The 18,019-nt window shown below is 42.3% G+C and carries 14 protein-coding genes and 1 tRNA gene; 6 read left to right on the top strand and 9 right to left on the bottom strand.

Features of this window, described 5'->3' with window-relative positions:
• From RMY27_RS21290 to RMY27_RS21265, 6 genes are all read right to left on the bottom strand, one after another.
• Window positions 1-4,144 (bottom strand): tetratricopeptide repeat protein (locus tag RMY27_RS21290; RefSeq protein WP_322666530.1); only part of this gene is annotated, 4,144 nt, incomplete at its 3' end.
• Window positions 4,145-4,182: 38 nt separating this feature from the next.
• Entirely contained in the window at window positions 4,183-5,487 is a 1,305-nt protein-coding gene (locus RMY27_RS21285) for a P-loop NTPase fold protein (RefSeq protein WP_322666528.1), read from the bottom strand.
• Between the two features lie 402 nt (window positions 5,488-5,889).
• Window positions 5,890-6,369: a plasmid segregation centromere-binding protein ParR gene (locus RMY27_RS21280; RefSeq protein ID WP_194042537.1), complete on the bottom strand. Its 480-nt coding sequence runs from the start codon at window positions 6,367-6,369 to the stop codon at window positions 5,890-5,892.
• Between the two features lie 5 nt (window positions 6,370-6,374).
• The gene (locus tag RMY27_RS21275) at window positions 6,375-7,541 is read right to left on the bottom strand and encodes a ParM/StbA family protein (protein WP_292865177.1); all 1,167 of its coding nucleotides are present in this window, start codon (window positions 7,539-7,541) and stop codon (window positions 6,375-6,377) included.
• A 239-nt stretch (window positions 7,542-7,780) separates the two neighbouring features.
• Window positions 7,781-8,404, bottom strand: coding sequence for a DedA family protein (locus RMY27_RS21270; RefSeq protein ID WP_322666523.1), 624 nt, complete (start codon window positions 8,402-8,404; stop codon window positions 7,781-7,783).
• 464 nt (window positions 8,405-8,868) lie between these two features.
• Window positions 8,869-9,951 (bottom strand): Gfo/Idh/MocA family oxidoreductase, encoded by a 1,083-nt coding sequence (locus RMY27_RS21265; protein ID WP_322666521.1) that lies wholly within the window; start codon window positions 9,949-9,951, stop codon window positions 8,869-8,871.
• A 338-nt stretch (window positions 9,952-10,289) separates the two neighbouring features.
• Here RMY27_RS21265 and queC point away from each other — a divergent pair, with 338 nt between their 5' ends.
• Entirely contained in the window at window positions 10,290-10,967 is a 678-nt protein-coding gene (gene queC / locus RMY27_RS21260) for a 7-cyano-7-deazaguanine synthase QueC (protein ID WP_322666519.1), read from the top strand.
• A 40-nt stretch (window positions 10,968-11,007) separates the two neighbouring features.
• Here the strand turns inward: queC and RMY27_RS21255 are convergent, their stop codons facing one another.
• Both RMY27_RS21255 and RMY27_RS21250 read right to left on the bottom strand, forming a co-directional pair.
• On the bottom strand, window positions 11,008-12,459 hold the full coding sequence (locus RMY27_RS21255) for a hemolysin family protein (RefSeq protein ID WP_322666517.1): 1,452 nt from the start codon (window positions 12,457-12,459) through the stop codon (window positions 11,008-11,010).
• Window positions 12,460-12,601: 142 nt separating this feature from the next.
• The gene (locus RMY27_RS21250; RefSeq protein ID WP_322666516.1) at window positions 12,602-13,303 is read right to left on the bottom strand and encodes a hypothetical protein; all 702 of its coding nucleotides are present in this window, start codon (window positions 13,301-13,303) and stop codon (window positions 12,602-12,604) included.
• Window positions 13,304-13,597: 294 nt separating this feature from the next.
• Between RMY27_RS21250 and RMY27_RS21245 the strand changes: the two genes are divergently transcribed.
• Window positions 13,598-13,670, top strand: a tRNA-Ile gene (locus tag RMY27_RS21245).
• Window positions 13,671-13,968: 298 nt separating this feature from the next.
• Here RMY27_RS21245 and RMY27_RS21240 read toward each other — a convergent pair.
• Window positions 13,969-14,400: a hypothetical protein gene (locus tag RMY27_RS21240; RefSeq protein ID WP_322666515.1), complete on the bottom strand. Its 432-nt coding sequence runs from the start codon at window positions 14,398-14,400 to the stop codon at window positions 13,969-13,971.
• 106 nt (window positions 14,401-14,506) lie between these two features.
• On the opposite strand from RMY27_RS21240, the gene pyrE reads away from it, so the two are divergent.
• The 4 genes from pyrE to aspS all read left to right on the top strand — a co-directional run bounded on the left by pyrE (window position 14,507) and on the right by aspS (window position 17,946).
• Window positions 14,507-15,130, top strand: coding sequence for an orotate phosphoribosyltransferase (gene pyrE, locus RMY27_RS21235; RefSeq protein WP_322666514.1), 624 nt, complete (start codon window positions 14,507-14,509; stop codon window positions 15,128-15,130).
• A gap of 16 nt (window positions 15,131-15,146) precedes the next feature.
• Entirely contained in the window at window positions 15,147-15,476 is a 330-nt protein-coding gene (locus tag RMY27_RS21230) for a hypothetical protein (RefSeq protein ID WP_322666513.1), read from the top strand.
• 257 nt (window positions 15,477-15,733) lie between these two features.
• Window positions 15,734-15,901: a hypothetical protein gene (locus tag RMY27_RS21225; protein WP_322666512.1), complete on the top strand. Its 168-nt coding sequence runs from the start codon at window positions 15,734-15,736 to the stop codon at window positions 15,899-15,901.
• A gap of 257 nt (window positions 15,902-16,158) precedes the next feature.
• Window positions 16,159-17,946, top strand: coding sequence for an aspartate--tRNA ligase (gene aspS, locus RMY27_RS21220; RefSeq protein WP_322666511.1), 1,788 nt, complete (start codon window positions 16,159-16,161; stop codon window positions 17,944-17,946).
• Window positions 17,947-18,019 lie beyond the last annotated feature (73 nt).

The raw sequence follows: 18,019 nt of genomic DNA, 5'->3' as shown, positions 1-18,019 counted from the left end.
AATCACGATAGCAATCAGCTAGCCGATACCACTGGTTAGCTATATCTTTCTCTTTGCCTAATTGCTCATACAGTTCACGGCTTTGTTGGTAGTAGGCGATCGCTTGTTCATATTTTCCCCATGCTTGATAGATACTACCTAGTTGATAGTACGCTAAGGCTACATCTGATTGGTTATCTAACTTCTGCCGTTTTGCCAGACACTGTTGCTGAAATTCAACCGCCTGCTCGTATTTGCCCCATTCCCGATAGCAATCACCTAACCTGTACCACTGGTTTCCTACATTCTCCTGTTTACCTAATTGCTCATATAGGTCACGGCTTTGTTGGTAATAGGCGATCGCTTGTTCATATTTACCCCATGCTTGATATATACGTCCTAGCTGATAATAAGCAAGAGCTATTCTGGTTTGGTCATCTAACTGCTGGCGAATTGCCAAATCTTTTTGCTCACACTCTAGAGCCTGCTGATATTTACCCCAATCACGATAGCAATCAGCTAGCCGATACCACTGGTTAGCTATATCTTTCTCTTTACCTAATTGCTCATACAGTTCACGGCTTTGTTGAAAGTAGGCGATCGCTTGTTCATATTTTCCCCATGCTTGATAGATGTGACCTGACTGCCAGTAGGCAAGAGCTATTCTGGGTTGCTCATCCAACTGCTGGCGAATTGCCAATTCTTTTTGTTGACACTCAAGTGCTTGTTCATATTTACCCCATTCCCGATAGCAATTAGCCAACCAATAACACTGGCTTGCGACATCCTTCTCTTTACCTAATTGCTCATATAGGTCACGGCTTTGTTGGTAGTGGGCGATCGCTTCTTCGTATTTACCCCACTCTTGATAGATGCGACCTAGCTGATAGTATCCTAAAGCTACATCTGATTGGTTTTTTAAGTTGTGCCGTTTTGCTATACACTGTTGCTGAAATTCAACCGCCTGTTCATATTTTCCCCATTCTCGATAGGAATTACCCAACCAATACCATAAGTTAGCCACATCCTTCTCTAAACCCAATTGCTCATAGAGATCACGGCTTTGTTGGAAGTAGGCGATGGCCTGTTTATACTTACCCCAGTCTTGATAAGTTCTACCTGTATTCCATAGATCACTTGCTTCATCTTCAGACTTATGAAACTCTCTGTCTATAGCTAACGCTTGCTGAAAGCATTCTAGTGACTGCTCGTATTTGGTGTATAAGCGATGACAAATACCCCGATTTCTCCAAAACAGTAGAAAAGCTGATGGATGAATATATAAGGGTAGTTTTTCAAAGCATTCTTGATAGTAGTCAATTGCTTTATCAAATTTATCTTGTTCCTGATAACAAGTTGCAATTGACCAAGCTATATAAGCACTGTGACTAACATTTGGCTGAATATTGATTTCTTCTAGAAGCTCAACAGCTTTTGTATATTTATCTGTACGAATATAAGATATTGCAGTGAGTAAGTTTAATGCATTGTGAGAGTTTTGATCGCCACCATGATTTTCTAGACAATTTTCTAAAGCAGGTGTCATTTCTTCACCTAGTTCTTTAACCAATTCTCTGAGACTACAAAATATATTAGGCTCTAGCTGATTAACAATATCAATGGCACAACTAACTAATCCTGCCCCTGATTCACCACAAGCAACATAAAGAATAGCTGTCTGTGCTTTTACCCGTATCTCTTCAGTAAGTATTGAGTCATTAGGGAATTCTTTCAGTTGTGCCAGAACTTCGCCTTTCTGGTTAAATAGTTCAATTTGGCGTAACAGCCTTAACAGTTGTTTAGTTGTCTCATCGTCAAAGTCTGTATCCAAACCAAGATAGGTAATAACTAATTTTTGAATTAGCTTTTTCCGACGACTTCTATTGACCTCAACTTGAGTTAAAACCTCCCCAGCAAATAATAAATCTTTCAACCGTAATTCCGACTGTTTACAGTTAGTAGTTGATTCCTCTTGCAAATCTGCCCAGATGATAATCGCATCCTGCGAAGATGCATTTTTTATTTTTAACTTACCACCTTGAATTGCAGGTTCATAAGCCTCAAGATTACTGAAAAGTTGCTCAACTAGCTTATTAACCTGTTTAGGAGAATAAATTCCGTAATAGCCTAAAGCCAGTAGAATCGGCTCATTCCAACGCGGCTCATGCAAATGTTTATGGATGATTTCTAAAATATCCCTTACTTCATTGTCAGCGATATAACGTGCAGCAAAATACTCCTCAAACGTCAGGTGCATAAAGCCGTAGACTCCTGGCGCACGTTCCACAAATAGACCTGTGGTTTCCCGCACTTTTCGTAAAAACTCCTGCACGGCTTGCCGTACTGAGTCTGATTCTAGGTCAGTATCATTTAGTTCTGCTAGCTTTGCTGCTAACTGTTGTTCAACTTCTGCCTCAGTGACCAAACCAGAGGGCTTCTCCTCATGCATCCAGTAAGCCAGTGGTGCTAAAAATGCCACTACTTCATTTTGGTTCAGCAGCACTTTCGGAGCATCTGGCAACTTCTTACCTAGCTGCCAATCTTCAGTCAAGGTTTGCACTGCTAATTCATAAAGTTTCACCCGGCGGTTAGGTAGGCGCTCACCATTGCGGTGAATCAGTGCCAAAATTGTCAACAGTAGAGGGTTCGCTGTCAAGCGCTTTACACCCTCATTGTCTTTAATTGCCTCTAAAATCTTCCTTGCTTGATCATCTCCTGCTCTTTGCCATTGCGCCTCACTAGCTTCTGGCTGCTGCGCTCTTTCTATAGCCAAACACCAGCGTTCCAGGAATTTTTCTACCTGTTCGCTACCCATATCTTCAATAGTGAACTCAGCAAAACGGCTGCTCAGTTTCACATCGCGGTAGCCAGCTATGCGGCTGGTAATGACAAACTTATTACTAGAGAAAGCATTCACAAACTGATCAATTCTTTCCACAATCAGCCTGCGGCTTTCTTGTTCAAATACCTCATCTAGCCCATCCAGCAGCATTAAGCACTGCCCTTGGCGCATTTTTTCTAATAGTAGTGCTGCCATCTCTGTTCCCGCTTCCACTTCATCTTGAAAGTAAGCTTCCCACTGGCGGTAAAATTGGTGCAGATAATCCAACAGACTTAACTCAGGTTCTTGTTGTAGTCGTTCTGCATAGTCGGCAATGCGAAAGAAAATTGGTAACAGAGGTTTACCCAATTCTTCTTGGGGTTCGCCACCTATTACTATTTCATTGCCATCACGTTTTGCCGTGGCAAAATGTAGCGCTAGATAACGCAGTAGCGTTGTCTTACCCGCACCTGGAGCGCCGAGAATCACGCAGTATTGGTTCTCACGCACTGCATGGGATAAATCAATTCTTTGTGTTACTGTTTTGGTGCTAGTAGTGGATATTGAACTTATTAAAACTGGTTCGTAATAGGAAGGTTCGTCTAAATCGTAGGGACTAGAGATACTCATGCTCAACCTATGTTCAGCTTGGCGAAATGTAGTCATCTCTTGGTCTAGTTTCGATGTTTCTGTAATCTGCTGTCGCCTTACTGCTTGCAGTGAAACATAAATTTGATCCAGAAAAATATCCACTTGGCGCTGGACTTGCATCACGCCACTGATTTTGAGATAGGAATTCTCAGCTATCAACCACTCCAGATAAGGATAAAACAGGGGATTTACGGGTGGACGTGCCTCAAATTTCACCAACTTACCCCGCCAATCCCAGAAATCAGGCGCACGGTTACGAAATTCTTCTAAAAATTCCTCTTTATTCAGCCAAAAAATTATAACTAATTCCCGACCAAATAGTGAATCTCTCCCTAAATTCAACTGCTTCATCTCTTGTTTCAGACGAGATGTTGGCAATTGGTCAATTCCAAACGCCATTATCAATTTGCGTTTACTTTGAGAATTGTATAGCCTTGTTTCATCTAAACTGTAAAGAAAGTTATAGAGTGAGTTATCACTGTAAAAAAAGTTTTGAGGTTCATTAAAAGTATGATCCCCATCAGATAAAAGTAATTTTATTTCCTCAACTACCGGATGTTGTGGCCCGCTCTCCGGTGCAATAGCAAAAATTGTTGTTGTCCCACTAGATAATTCTAAGAAACTAACTAATTTATTTAGCTCTGTTGCGTCATTTGCACTTAGAGAATAAGTGGTAGATTCGTTAGAAGCCATTTTTTTAAAGAATAATTGCTGATTATGAGAGAAAACAACTATTGAACTTTTGGAGAGTTAGCAGCTTGCCAACGTTGTAAATCTTCCAATAGAATAGGGTTCACATCAAACCAGGATTTTTTACTGCGATCGTAATAGCCTAATACAAATTTGTTTTGTAGAAGCTCATCACAAATCACAAACTGACCTTTGTTAGGCAAACTATGGGTGTTAGTAGTTAAGCAACCTGTGCGGTGAACTTTATCTAGTTCAGGGAAATGGTAATCACTTAAATTATATTCTCTGCGAACTTCTTGCACAGCTTCTTTAGCAACATCTAAGTTTACATATATCAAATTCAGCCTTAAAGAAACTTCACAAGCTGTACGAGCCAGTCGCACCAAGTCACGCATGACACCGCCACTTTTTTCCGAAATTAGTTCTAGCGCATCTGGATTAAATAAACCCTTATAAGCATCGCCCAAACTTGCTAAACGCTTATGAATTACACTATTAAGAATGTCTCTACCAAGTTGATTAGGGATTGTAGTAGGACATAAATTTTCATCGCACTCAAATACTGGTGGATTAGTTAAATCTAAGCATTTTTGAAAGCTTTCCATTGGTTGACGAAAGCTTGGAGAATACCTAAGTGAAATCGGAATTGCATATATAATATGGCAACTTAGCTGAGTCAGCAGTGGACTAGCGAACATTTCCAAAGCTGTAACTTGATCGTGTCGGTCAAGACCATCTACAATCACCAGTAACTTTTGGTTGTTTCTTTTCTCAGCAGCTTCTATGATGGCGTTAACTCGCTCAATTATTTTACTAAGCTGCGGACGAATATTGAGAGTTGTAGTAACTTTCCGAGTTAGTCCTTGTTTAAGAATTAAACCTAGTTTTTTGATAATTTCTGGAAGTTCAAGACCAGTGTTTTCAGCGTCTTCATCTTGATAAACTACAGTTTTGAGACTTTCGAGTAAATCATTTAATAAATCGTCTTTTAAACCCCAGTCTCGTTGAATAACTTTTTCAAAAATCTTAATTCCAATTAGGACTACAACCTCAGCATAGCCAATGTTGTACTGGTCGAGAGCAGTTACAGTATCAATCCAAATTACTGTATACCTGCTGTTCAAATGTTGTTCTAATCGTCGCAATTCTGTAGTTTTACCACCACCCCTGTGACCTGCTAGTAAAAATTTAGCTGGGTCGTCTTCCATATCCAAGAAAGTGATTAAATTCTCTACAGGACTGTTATCTCGTTGTACATAAAAATTTTTCAGTTCTTCAGGTGTAGTAAGTGGTTCCTCTGGCTTAAAAAGCTGATAAGCAGGTTTCCAAAAACTGGTATTACTCATGGTGACAAATCTCAACTGATATCAAACGCTGTTTTGACTTACACTCATGTAGCTCAGTATAACTGGGTAATTTCCTGCTGTAGATTGCTAGAAGTGAAAAACTTTATAATATAGTCTTAAATAATACTTGATTCTACTTTGATTGCATACTGAAAATTGATGTGCGATCGCTCGTTTTAAATAAATCGCCCGTTTTAAATAACTTGATTAGCCGCGTAGATACATTGACACAAAGCTGCTTCCCGTTAGCGTAGCGTCTCCAAAGAAAAAAGGTAGCAGCTCGTTGCCAAATCCAAATATTGTATGTGTATAAAATATATATAAACATTAATAATCCTTAATAGTATTAACTATTAAGGATTGTTAATATGAGCAAAAACTGCTCACAAACATGATTTTTCCTTAAAAATCATCGAGAAACTGACTAAGGCGACTGATTACGGGGTCAACCTCTTGAGGAGGGGTAGCAACAGTATAAGAAGTATTATTTACTACTTCTAATTGACTTGGAGACGGAATGAACGATCGATCGTTGACTATGAGCGCCAGTTGTGCAACTTGTTGAGAAAGTTGCAGTAGATGATGTTCCATCGCCTCCAAACGATTAGATCCCTTGGCAAAAAAACGTTCCTCAAGTCCAGCCACTTGACGTTGCAGTTCACCGATTTGTTGATCGATCGGTGTGTTTACTGCTGTTTGTGGAGCAGGTTGTACAGATTCCGGTACACATAAAGATTGCCACAAGGCTTCTTTACAGAGATCGCTGAAAGTCTTGTCTGGTTGTTTTTCCAAATAACTTTCTACTTGCGCTAACAAGCTTTCATCAGCAAGCTCTGGGTTGAACGTGACGGATTTAACTACCTTTTTTGACCATTGGAACATCAGCTTTATGCCCTAGCAGCGCGATTGGAGGATAATTGTGCCTCTCCATAAATATACTGCCCCAAAGCATTCGCCTGACGGGAAGGTGCTGCTAAATGAGCATTAATCTTTGCTTCTTTGAGTAGACGTTGAACGTCGTCCCAGAAGAACTCACCACCGCCGCCAGTGAGAATCACATCGGTGACGCGTTCTGGCAACCAGGCTAGCACACGGCTACAGATTTCGCGAGAAAACATCTCCGTAAGGTTGGGAAGAAAATCGTCTAGGTTGGTGGGCTTGCTAGCGCCTTTAGGACGGTAAAAGCGTTCACCTCTAGGTTTGTTCACAGCAGAAATCAACGCTAGAGATTGACTATCTGCTCCCTCGATTTCGGCAGACACCAATTCATAAAACTTATTCATCCCGAAGTCTTCGCTTTTAGAAGCACCTCTAGCAAAACGGAAGTTATCTACCATCAAAAGATCGACGGTTTGATGACCAATATCAACGATCGCCACCGAGATTTTTGTAAAATCGGGACTACCAGGGTTTTTCTTGGGTTGAGCTTCAGACCATAACAAGCTGCCGTAGCCTTCTGGCATGACCCATACCTTACTGACGTTGAGCGACACAGATTCGCCTCGGAAGTTCAACACATGAGGGCCACCAACTTGGCTAATCAACTGTGCTTTTTCCTTTTCAAATTGCTCTAAGGAAAGAAAAGGCAGACCTAGTACGACGGAGATATCATCTCTGAGTTTGAAGTAGCCAGCACTTGCTAACACTTTTACCAGTGCAGCCTCTACCTTAGATTGTCCGACTCCTAAATTCGCCCCAAAATCGGCTGCCAGTTGACCAACAGCATATCCATTTCCTTGATACTCCAGCCACAAATCCATTAAAGGGTCAGTAGCCCTGGCTTCAAAAACACCACCGCGTACTTGTTCGATTGACATCTGCTTGACGTTGGCAGGTACGAACACCACACTGCCAGGTTCACGACTCACACAAGTTTTTGTGGAAGTTCTGCCTAAATCAACACTGAGAATGGTTTTCCCTGGAACACCGCCTGGCTTGATACCGGCAGGAGGATTATTATTAACAGCATTGATAGGAGTTGATGCTAACGGCTGCCTATTCATGGGTATAGCAGCAGCATTTATGGGGGTAGCGGCGGAAGGTTGGTCTGTCATGAAAGCTCCTAGTTCAAACTTAACTGTAAAAAGTTGTCATGCTCATCTTACAAAAATGCGAGCAACCAGAAATTCTAGGTTGCGTCAAGTGTAGCTAGAAATACGCCAAAAATTAATTCTGGCAATACCTCTGGTAAGCTCTGCTAACGCACATCTAGTATTATTTGGCATAGTGTAGGCGAATTTTGGCCAGATGTAACCCCTGCTTTCACTGCTTTCAAATCAAAAGCGTCCGTGTTTCATTTTCTAGTGCGTCTTAACTGGCGCTTGAATATCCAGAAAGCAAATGCTAGAACCAAACCGCCAAGTACGATTTTAGATACAGGAGCAAGGTACTTGTCCACAAGTTCATACTGACTACCCAATATGTATCCTGAGTATGTTAACAAACCCACCCAAGCAGCGCTACCTAATGTTGTGTAAAACAAAAATGGTAGCAAAGGCATATTGCTAATACCTGCGGGAACAGAAATCAAGGTGCGGATTCCTGGCACCAGACGACCAATTAATACTGCTGTTTTACCTTGTCGGTCAAACCACTTTTTGGCCTTGGTGATATCTTTACTAGATATAGCCAGCCATTTGCCATACTTGTCAGCCCAAGCTTTTAAACGAGTTTCACCCAAGAACTTACCCGGATAGTACCAAATAAGTGCGCCCAATACAGAACCCAAAAGTCCTGCGAAAAATACACCAATAATATTCAGCTTTGCCCCTCCTGGTTGATATGGACTTGCTGTAAATCCAGCCAGTGGCATAATCAATTCTGAAGGAATGGGGGGAAAAAGGTTCTCTAAAAACATTAGTAGGGCAATTCCCCAATAGCCAAAATAGTTGATAGTATTAGTTATCCATTCAAGCATTGAGTCAATTCCTGAAATTGCTGGACTAGTCTTGTTGCTAAATTCAGCTTTAGCTTTTTTAAAGGGTAATTATCCCCGCTTGCTAGAGTCAAGTAATTTGACTACACTAAAAATTAGCAGCACAACTGAAAAACAGAGTAAGACAAGTGGAAGCTAGGGGTTTGTTTCATTAATGTTGAGAGTTATAAAAGTTCGTAAGTACCTCTAGCCCTTGAAATTAAACGATTTATCGCTCACTACAAACCTCACAAAATTAATGAAACGAACCACTAGGTTTTGTTTTCTAATTTTTTAGATCCCCCTTAGCCTGCTTTTAAAGGGGCTAGGAAGGATCTAAAGACTTGATGGCAAATTTAAAAACATACTCTGGGGTTTTCTGCTGAAGTTGGGGCTGTGGGGCAGCACGGGGAGAGAAAGGAGAAAATTTCACCTTGTCCCTCTTATCCCCTTCATCCCATCTTCTTTTAGACTGTGGGGGTCAAAGATTGTACCCTTGGTTCTGATTGCCAGTCTAAGGGATTCCAAACTCGATCTTCCAGCGCCATCTGCTCAATTAAACTTGCAAGCCTCAAGGCTTTGAGAGCTTGTTCGCCACCTACTGAAGGTTGATTGCCACCGTGTACGCAGTTGACAAAATGTTCTAACTCTGCACTTAGGGGTTGAATATTGCTGGTGTAGACTTTTTCAATTACACCGTCTTGCCTGTAAAGTACTTGTCGGTGGTCGGTGAGAGAATTGGCAGCCGTTTGGCGGTGAATCAAAATTTCATTCTTGAGAAAATCTGCCTCAGTAAATGAATTTTTGCAATGGGCGACAATGCGGCGAATTTTGCGGTGAGTGACTTTACTAGCAGTCAGAGTAGCAACAATACCATTGGCAAACCCCAAGGTGGCGGTTACGTAATCTAAATAACCAGAGTCTAGGGAGCGAGTACCACTAGCAGTCAATTTTGTGACTGGGGAAGCAGCTAATTCCAAAAGTAGGTCGATGTCATGGATCATTAAATCCAGCACAACTGAAACATCGTTTGCCCGATCTGAGTAAGGACTCATTCTGTGGGCTTCTAGCGCCAGTAATTCCTCTGTTTTTAGAACTTGGCTCAGTTCTTTAAAAGCTGGGTTAAAACGCTCAATATGACCTACTTGCAGAATACATCCAGACTCAGCTGCGGCATTTACTAAAGACTCTGCCTCAGAAATACTGGCTGCGATCGGTTTTTCAATCAAAACATGAATTCCCGCTAACAGACAGTTGATGCCCACGGCATAGTGCAGACGGGTGGGAACAGCTACACAAACTGCTTCCACAAGGGGTAGTAGATCGCAGTAATCTTCAAAAAAACGCACCTTGTAGTTGCTAGCAGTTTCTAACCCCCGCTCGACGTTAATATCTGCCACTCCGACTAGTTCAACATCTTTCATTGAACTCAGGACGCGAGCGTGGTGTTGTCCCATGTTACCCACTCCAATCACGCCTATGCGGATTGGTCGTGGCTGGTTGCGCTGTGTATATGGATTCGGTTCTGCCACTGACATGCTATTTTGCACTATTATTCTCTCCTCAACCACCAAATTTAGAGACGCTACGGCCGTTGGCGTTTATACTTGAAAGCCGGTTACGATCCGTCTAAAACCATCCAGATGGTAACATAGAGCCTATGTTTATGAAGAATTTCAAAGTTTGTGATCGGTTCCCGTAATCCAAATATCTTTTGTATAGATATTTCGAGTTTGCTTTGGATTTTACACTTTCTACAAAAATATATGTATTTTTATTAACTTTAAAACTTTCAGTAAGACCTAAGTATAAATTCCCCTTGGCATTGCTTTCTGGCATCTTGTTAAGGTTTGATGCAGTAATTTGAAATCCAAAATTTGCAACCGAGATGAAAGCTGTAATTCTGTTATCTGGGGGATTGGACTCTTCCACTATTCTGTACAAAGCTCAAGCTGATGGCTGTGAATGTCATGCTATTTCCTTTGATTACCAGCAGCGACATCGACGAGAGTTACAGTCAGCACTCAGTGTCGCTCAAAAAGCTGCGATCGCAAAACATCAGGTAGTTAACTTTGACTTACGGCAATGGGGCGGTTCGGCCCTTACTGATAATGCCATTGATTTACCCCAAGAGCGATCGCTAGATGAAATGTCTCAAAATATTCCTGTCACATACGTTCCGGCTCGTAATACCATCTTTTTAAGCTTTGCTCTTGGTTTTGCCGAAGCGATCGCAGCAGAGCGTGTCTATATCGGTGTTAATGCCCTAGATTACTCAGGATATCCTGATTGTCGCCCCGACTATATCCAAGCAATGCAGGAAGTTTTTCGCTTGGGAACCAAACAAGGGCGTGAGGGACAACCAATTAATATTGTTGCACCCCTAATAAACTTGAAAAAAACCGAAATCATCCAACTGGGGAACCAATTGGGAGTTCCTTGGGAACTAACTTGGTCTTGCTATGCAGGTGGAGATGTCGCCTGTGGTGTGTGTGATTCTTGTCGCTTGCGGCTAGCAGCTTTTGCCGAATTGGGACTTGTTGATCCACTGGCGTATGCACAGTAGAGACATTTGTCATTGGTCATTTGTCATTTGTCATTAGTCATTAATTATTACCCCCTGCCCCTTTGCTCCCCTGCTCCCCTGCTCCCCTGCTCCCCTGCTCCTCTGCTCTCCCCTCTTCCTCTAACCGTCGCAGTTGAATTTGATGCAGGCGTGGGCCAACGATTGATACCACGGTGAATTCGAGATTTTGATAACAAAATATTTCGCCTTTGGCAGGAATTTTCTGTAACTCATACAGCAAAAAGCCCCCTAGTGTTTGATATTCTCTGGTCAGAGGCAAATTGAGATGCAAAACTTCGTTGAGGTTTTCAAGGTTGATTTGTGCTTGCACCAAAAATTTTTGCTCACCTAACATCTGAATCAGTAAATCTTCACTGCTTTCAAGGTCGCTGGGGTCGCCAATAATTTCGGCAATGACATCTTTGATTGTCACTAGTCCCACAGTACCGCCAAATTCATTCACTACCATGACCATAGCGGGTTTCTCTTGCTGCATCATGGGCAAAAGTTCACTCAAGGGCGTGTGTTCTGGAACAAACCGGGCGGGACGCATCCAAGGTTGGATCTGTGTCTCTAAACTGAGGTTTCCGACTGCCAAGGGTTGTGCCAAATCTTTAAAATAAACAATGCCGCGAACATCGTCTAAAGATTCACCAATCACAGGATAGCGCGAGTAACCAGTAGAAGCCATTTCCCTGAGTAATGTCTGGAAGCTAGCATCTTTTGGCAGTGTGATAATACTGGTGCGCGGGATCATCACATCTTGCGCCATGACATCCCCAAACTCGAAGACATTATTGAGCAATTCTCGCTCTGCACGCTGTAACCCAGTAGACCCCCATTCTGTAGAGATGATCAGTTGCAATTCTTCGGGAGTTACAGGCGGTCGCCAGCCTTGACCTGTGTATTGGATGCCAAAAATTCGTAATAAAAAACGAGTTGATTGGTTAAGAATCCAGATGAAGGGGCCAAAAAAACGCACGATCGCTTTTACCGGAGGCCCCAAAAACCTTGCTAGCTGTTCTGAGTACAGCATAGCCAAGGATTTGGGACATAATTCTCCGATCACAATTTGCAAATAGGCAATCAAGAAAAAGGCGATAGGAATTGATAGGGAATGGGCGAGGAAGGTAGTCATCCCACTGGGTAAAGGCCAGGATCTTAACCAGGCATTCACCAGTACAACAATCGTACTTTCGCCAATCCATCCCAGTGCCAAACTAGAGAGGGTAATGCCTAACTGGGTGGTAGATAGCAGTCGGTCAATACTGCGTTGTAACATTTCTACAGCGATCGCTGGAATATCCCCAGCCTTAACTAGCTGGTGAATACGCGATCGTCGCACGCTCACCATCGAAAATTCCGCCGTCACAAAAAAGGCATTTATGGCAATCAGTAGTAGCACTGATAACAACCGCAGCGCCACTTCTATCAAACTTAAATTAGGAAAACCACTCACCACCAAAGCTCGTGTAAAACTCACGCCCTCCATTTAGGGGGAATAGGGAATAGGGAATGGAGAGTGCTGAGTGCTGAGTGCTGAGTGCTGAGTTGTGAATCTCACTTATTTACTTGGAACTCAGAACTGTTTCGCCCAATGCTCAATGCCCAATGCCCAATGCCCAATGCCCTTTCTACCTTTCTACAGGAATATTCGATGCCTCTAGCTTCAATTGTTGAGCGGGATAATCAGTCAGAGCAAGTGAGATTTTCTTGACATCATCAAGTAAAGCTGTAGGAATGCTCACTGTACCTGAAAATGCTGGTCCATTGACAGGCAATTCTGTTGGTAAACCCTCTGTACTAGCACTCAGGGTTCGTCCCTTGTCATCGGTAACATCTAAAAAACTATACAAGAAGCGCACAGAATCCTTACCTTTGTTCTGCATTTTCACTTTTAGTAGTAAATCACCACCAGAGTAGCGAGCAGATTGTACAGTCATTGTTACACCCTGACTTTGGGCAGTAACCGGAAAACCTGGTAGGGGCTTTTCTTCAACTACTTCTGGGGGTTTTTCCTCTGGCTTCTGCTTGCTGCTATTGGTTTCTTCATCATCTTCCTCTGGCTTTTCCGATTTAGCGGCTTTGGTCTTACCCTCAATTCGCGCCTTGACTATTTTCAGAATTTCTTCCTCTTTTAATAGCACTAGCCCTCCTTGTTGAGAGTTATTTGCCTTATTGCTGGCAAATTTGGTTGTGGGACGCCCATCTGGTGTAGTCACGCCTTTAAGTGCTGAACTCCCCAGGTCAAAGCCCAAAAACGCGCTCACAGAACCTGCTCCCATCATCAGAATTAACAAAATCAAAGTAAGAAGTACAGTAGAATTTATTTTCATCGCTGACAAGCTATCACAATAGAATGCTGGTCTATTTAAGAATAGTGAAGCTTTTGACCTCAATCCTTAAAGGAACTTAATCAATATTAGTTTGCACTATATCTATGATCAAATTATGTAGTATAAAAATCTAATAAACTATTGTCCAGTATTCACACGTGGTAAATGTGTGCTATATTCATGGAATTGGCTAAACTCAGTGCGTGAGGTATTTTTCTCACTCTAAAATTAGCAAATCAGGTTGACCTAAGAGTTTAAGTAATTTGCTCGTAGCAACCCACAACCCAAAAACAAGCGCCTTTGGCCGATTGGGGAGGCAACGAACTCATAATTCGTCTTCAGGCTGGTTCGATTCCAGCAGGGCGCACTGAGATCATCAAAAACTAGTAATAGAAAGGCATGGGGCACTTGTGCTGAGTGACTTGCCTTGACTTGTGCCCAGCATTTCGACTTACTTCGGCTACGCTCAGGATAAGCTCTGTATAAGTCGCTTGATGGAACCGGAGCCGAGGTACTGAAGTCGAAATGAGTGTTGGCGCGGCTTCTCCAAGAGTTGTATTGGAGTTAAGGGAGAGGTGAGGGGTGACAGGTGACAGGTGAGAGGGAATAATCTTTACCCTGTAAGCTGTACCTTTATTACCTTCTTTACTCTCCACTACCCAATCTTACCGAGATGGTAAAGTTTCAAACCGGAATTCAGTTCCTACTTTGAGTTTGTTGCTATAGCGAGGAGAGACGAGCAGCGATGTGTCATAAGGATTTGGTAAATCAGGAGTACGAATATAAGGATCGTTGCCAACTTGCTGAGTCAGGACATCATGATATAAAGTATTAATCAAATTAGCATCACGGGCAATTTCATTTTCTGGGAAGGAACCACCAAAACCAAAACCAGATCCTAGAAATGAGTCTAGCTGACGCTTGAGGCTGCCATTTTCGTAGAAATTGCGATCGTGACGAAAATAGGCTCGTTCAAATACATCATTCGTAGTTTCAGAATTAGGTGTTGCCGTTTGGGCAGATGCAATAGAGGGAAAAGCAATACCAGCAGCAAGCAGCACCAATAAACCACCAAAGGTTTTAAATTTTATACGCACGTTTCTGACTCCTCAACTTTTGCTTTAGGCGAATCTTAATTTATGCTGAAGTTCAGAACTCTGATGAGTTCAACCTTTGGTGTAGCACAACTTTTAATGTTTTGTAATGACGTATCCTACTGAAACTCTTACCCACTCAGATATTTGGGCAACCACTTCTGATTTGACTACTTTACGCCACAAGCTACTAGATTTATTTTGCCAACTTGCTTATCAAGAGGGTGATTTTCTCCTATCTTCTGGGCTGCGTAGTTCTTATTACGTCAATAAAACACAGGTAACACTCCATCCTCAAGGTGCTTTAGCAGTCGGACGATTACTATTTCCTTTATTACCTGTAGATACACAGGCTGTAGGTGGTTTAACAATGGGAGCCGATCCAATTGTGACAGCAGTGAGTATAGTTTCTGTTTATCAAAACCGCCCAATACCAGCGCTGATTATTCGCAAGGAAGCCAAGGGTTATGGGACAAGAGCTTATATAGAAGGCCCCAGTTTATCAGAGGGCGCAAAAGTAGTAGTTTTGGAAGATGTAGTAACAACTGGGCAATCTGCTTTAAAAGCGGTTGAGCGTCTTAAAGATGCAGGTTATACCGTCAATCAAGTAATTTCACTGGTAGATCGACAACAAGGGGGAGGTGAGTTGTACCAGTCAGCAGGGTTGAAGTTTGAAACTTTGTTTTCGATTCAGGAAGTTCAAGAACGCTACCGACAACTTGCAAATTCATGAACAAAAGGAGATAAACATGCAAGCAACAGTATCCACAGAACTAACACAAGAAAAAGTCGATAAAGCTGTGAGCGCAATTCTTGAAGTACTAGGAAAGCCAGAAAATGATTTACACCACAAAGCGTTAACAGCTTTTCAGGGTGGCGATCATCAAACTGTAAAGAGACTGGCATCTACCAACTTGAATGATTATTATTGCAAAGCTTTGGGATATCTGGGAGGAGCGTTGAAGCTGACTCCAAACACCGATACTATTTTGGCGGAATCGGCTCGTAGTGCAGCTGAATTTGTCAAAGAAAAAGCATTGCAGCACCTTGGTATTAAGATCGCTGATGCCTTGAATTAATCAATGCAATGAGCTTGCGTGATCGCTCTAAATAAATTACACAAACCCTCCTGAAAAACTTTTCAAGAGGGTTTGTGTAATTACCTATTGTGGTCATTTAAAAGTCATTGCTAAGAAACATTGTACTTACTTTTACTGACTTACTGTAGTAACAAAAGACTGATTACTTCACCAGTAAGGTGAGGGTGAACGCTGTTTAACCAGAAGGTGTTAAATCAAGGTGAATAGGAGTTACAGAAGCCCAGTTAAAGGCGGCATTGGGAGTTCCAGCCAATCCGCCAAATCCAGGCGATCGCAATCAACGCCCACCCAGACCTGATTTTAAAGCCGTAGCAGCAAAGCTGGGTGTCACTGAACAACAGTTGATCGACGCACTAGGTGTTGGCGGAGCCTCTCCCCAAGAAAATCGTCTTAATCAACCATAGAACACGCAGTAGGGGCGCAAGGCCTTGCGCCCCTACGACAGACAGGTAAGGTTTTTTCCCCTTTACCCTTTTCCCTTTCCCCCAAAACCCAACAAGTATTGGGTGTAGTTCAAATACATGAAAGATGCTGTATATATAGTGTGAGATTATTTGATTTTTTCTTTCACCAGAACTACTACAATTACTATTGATGCTAGATAATGGGAAGGCTTTGACATTTTCTTGCCAATCTAGCCCGGAAACAATAACTAAGACTTATGCGAACTCACTATTGCGGCGAACTCCGAAAAGAACATATTGGAGAAACTGTTACCTTTTACGGATGGGTAGACCGTCGCCGCGATCATGGTGGTGTGATATTTTTAGATTTACGCGATCGCTCTGGAATTGTCCAAATCGTCAGCGATCCGCAACGCACCCCAGATTCTTACGAATATGCGAACGCCCTGCGAAATGAATATGTTGTCGAAATCACTGGTAGGGTAACACAACGTCCCGAAGAATCATTGAATACCCGCATCCCCACAGGCGAGGTAGAAATCTACGCCGATAAAATTGAACTACTCAATGCTGTTCGCAAACAGTTACCTTTCCAAGTTTCTGTAGCTGACACCGAAACAGTACGAGAAGACTTACGGCTGAAATATCGTTATTTGGATTTGCGACGCGAACGTATGGCGCAAAATTTGCAACTGCGTCATCAAATTGTCAAAGCCATGCGTCGTTATCTAGAAGATTTGGAAGGTTTTATCGAAGTGGAAACCCCAATTCTTACCCGTTCTACCCCAGAAGGAGCGCGGGATTATGTTCTACCCAGTCGCGTCAATCCTGGTGAGTGGTATGCTTTGCCGCAATCACCCCAACTATTTAAACAATTGCTGATGGTATCTGGCTTAGATAGATACTATCAGATTGCCCGTTGTTTTCGTGATGAAGACTTACGCGCCGACAGACAACCAGAATTCACGCAGTTGGACATGGAAATGAGCTTCATGTCCCAAGAAGAAATTATCGAACTAAATGAAAATTTAATTTGCCATATCTACAAAACAGTTAAAGGCATTGAGTTACAGCGCCCTTTCCCGCGTCTCACTTATGCTGAGGGGATGGAACGTTACGGTAGTGATAAACCAGATACACGCTATGGTTTGGAATTAGTTGATGTCTCAGATATCGTCAAAGACTCTGGTTTCAAAGTCTTTCGGGATACTGTTACCAATGGTGGTATCGTCAAAATCTTGCCCATTCCTAACGGTAACGATGTAATTTCTAATGTCCGCATTAAACCAGGCGGCGATTTATTTAAAGAAGCCAGCGAAGCCGGCGCTAAAGGTTTAGCTTATATCCGCGTCAGGGATGATGGGGAAATTGACACTATTGGGGCGATTAAAGACAACTTAAGCGAAGAACAAAAACAAGAAATTTTGCGCCGTACAGGTGCAAAAGCTGGACATTTGCTGTTGTTTGGGGCAGGGGACGCTGCTACAGTTAATAAAACATTAGATAGATTACGACAAGCGATCGCTAGAGAATTTGATTTAATCAATGCCGAAAAAATTAACTTACTCTGGATTACTGATTTCCCGATGTTCGAGTGGAACGCTGACGAAAAACGTCTAGAAGCACTACATCACCCGTTTACAGCGCCACATCCTGATGATTTGAGCGACTTAAAGACTGCACGTGCCCAAGCTTACGACTTAATACTCAACGGCGTAGAAGTTGGCGGCGGAAGTCTACGGATTTATCAGCGAGAAATTCAACAGCAAGTGTTTGAAGCGATTGGGTTATCTCCTGAAGAAGCACAAAGTAAATTTGGCTTTCTCTTAGAAGCATTTGAATATGGTACACCGCCGCATGGTGGCATCGCCTACGGTTTAGATCGTTTGGTAATGTTGTTAGCTGGAGAAGAATCGATTCGGGATGTCATTGCTTTTCCGAAGACACAACAAGCACGTTGTTTGTTAACAGATGCGCCTTCGAGTGTAGATGCTAAACAGTTGAAAGAATTACACGTTGCTTCGACTTATAAACCAAAGTCTTAGAGGATGTTTGAAAAGGATTCAGGAGGCAGGAAAAACCCATCTTTAAAAACATGGGATTTTAGCTAGGACGCTT

The organism is Nostoc sp. DedQUE09, assembly GCF_034530915.1.
Lineage (GTDB): Bacteria > Cyanobacteriota > Cyanobacteriia > Cyanobacteriales > Nostocaceae > Nostoc.
Note: the sequence above shows the minus strand (reverse complement) of the source record. Positions and strands in the feature narration are given on the sequence as shown.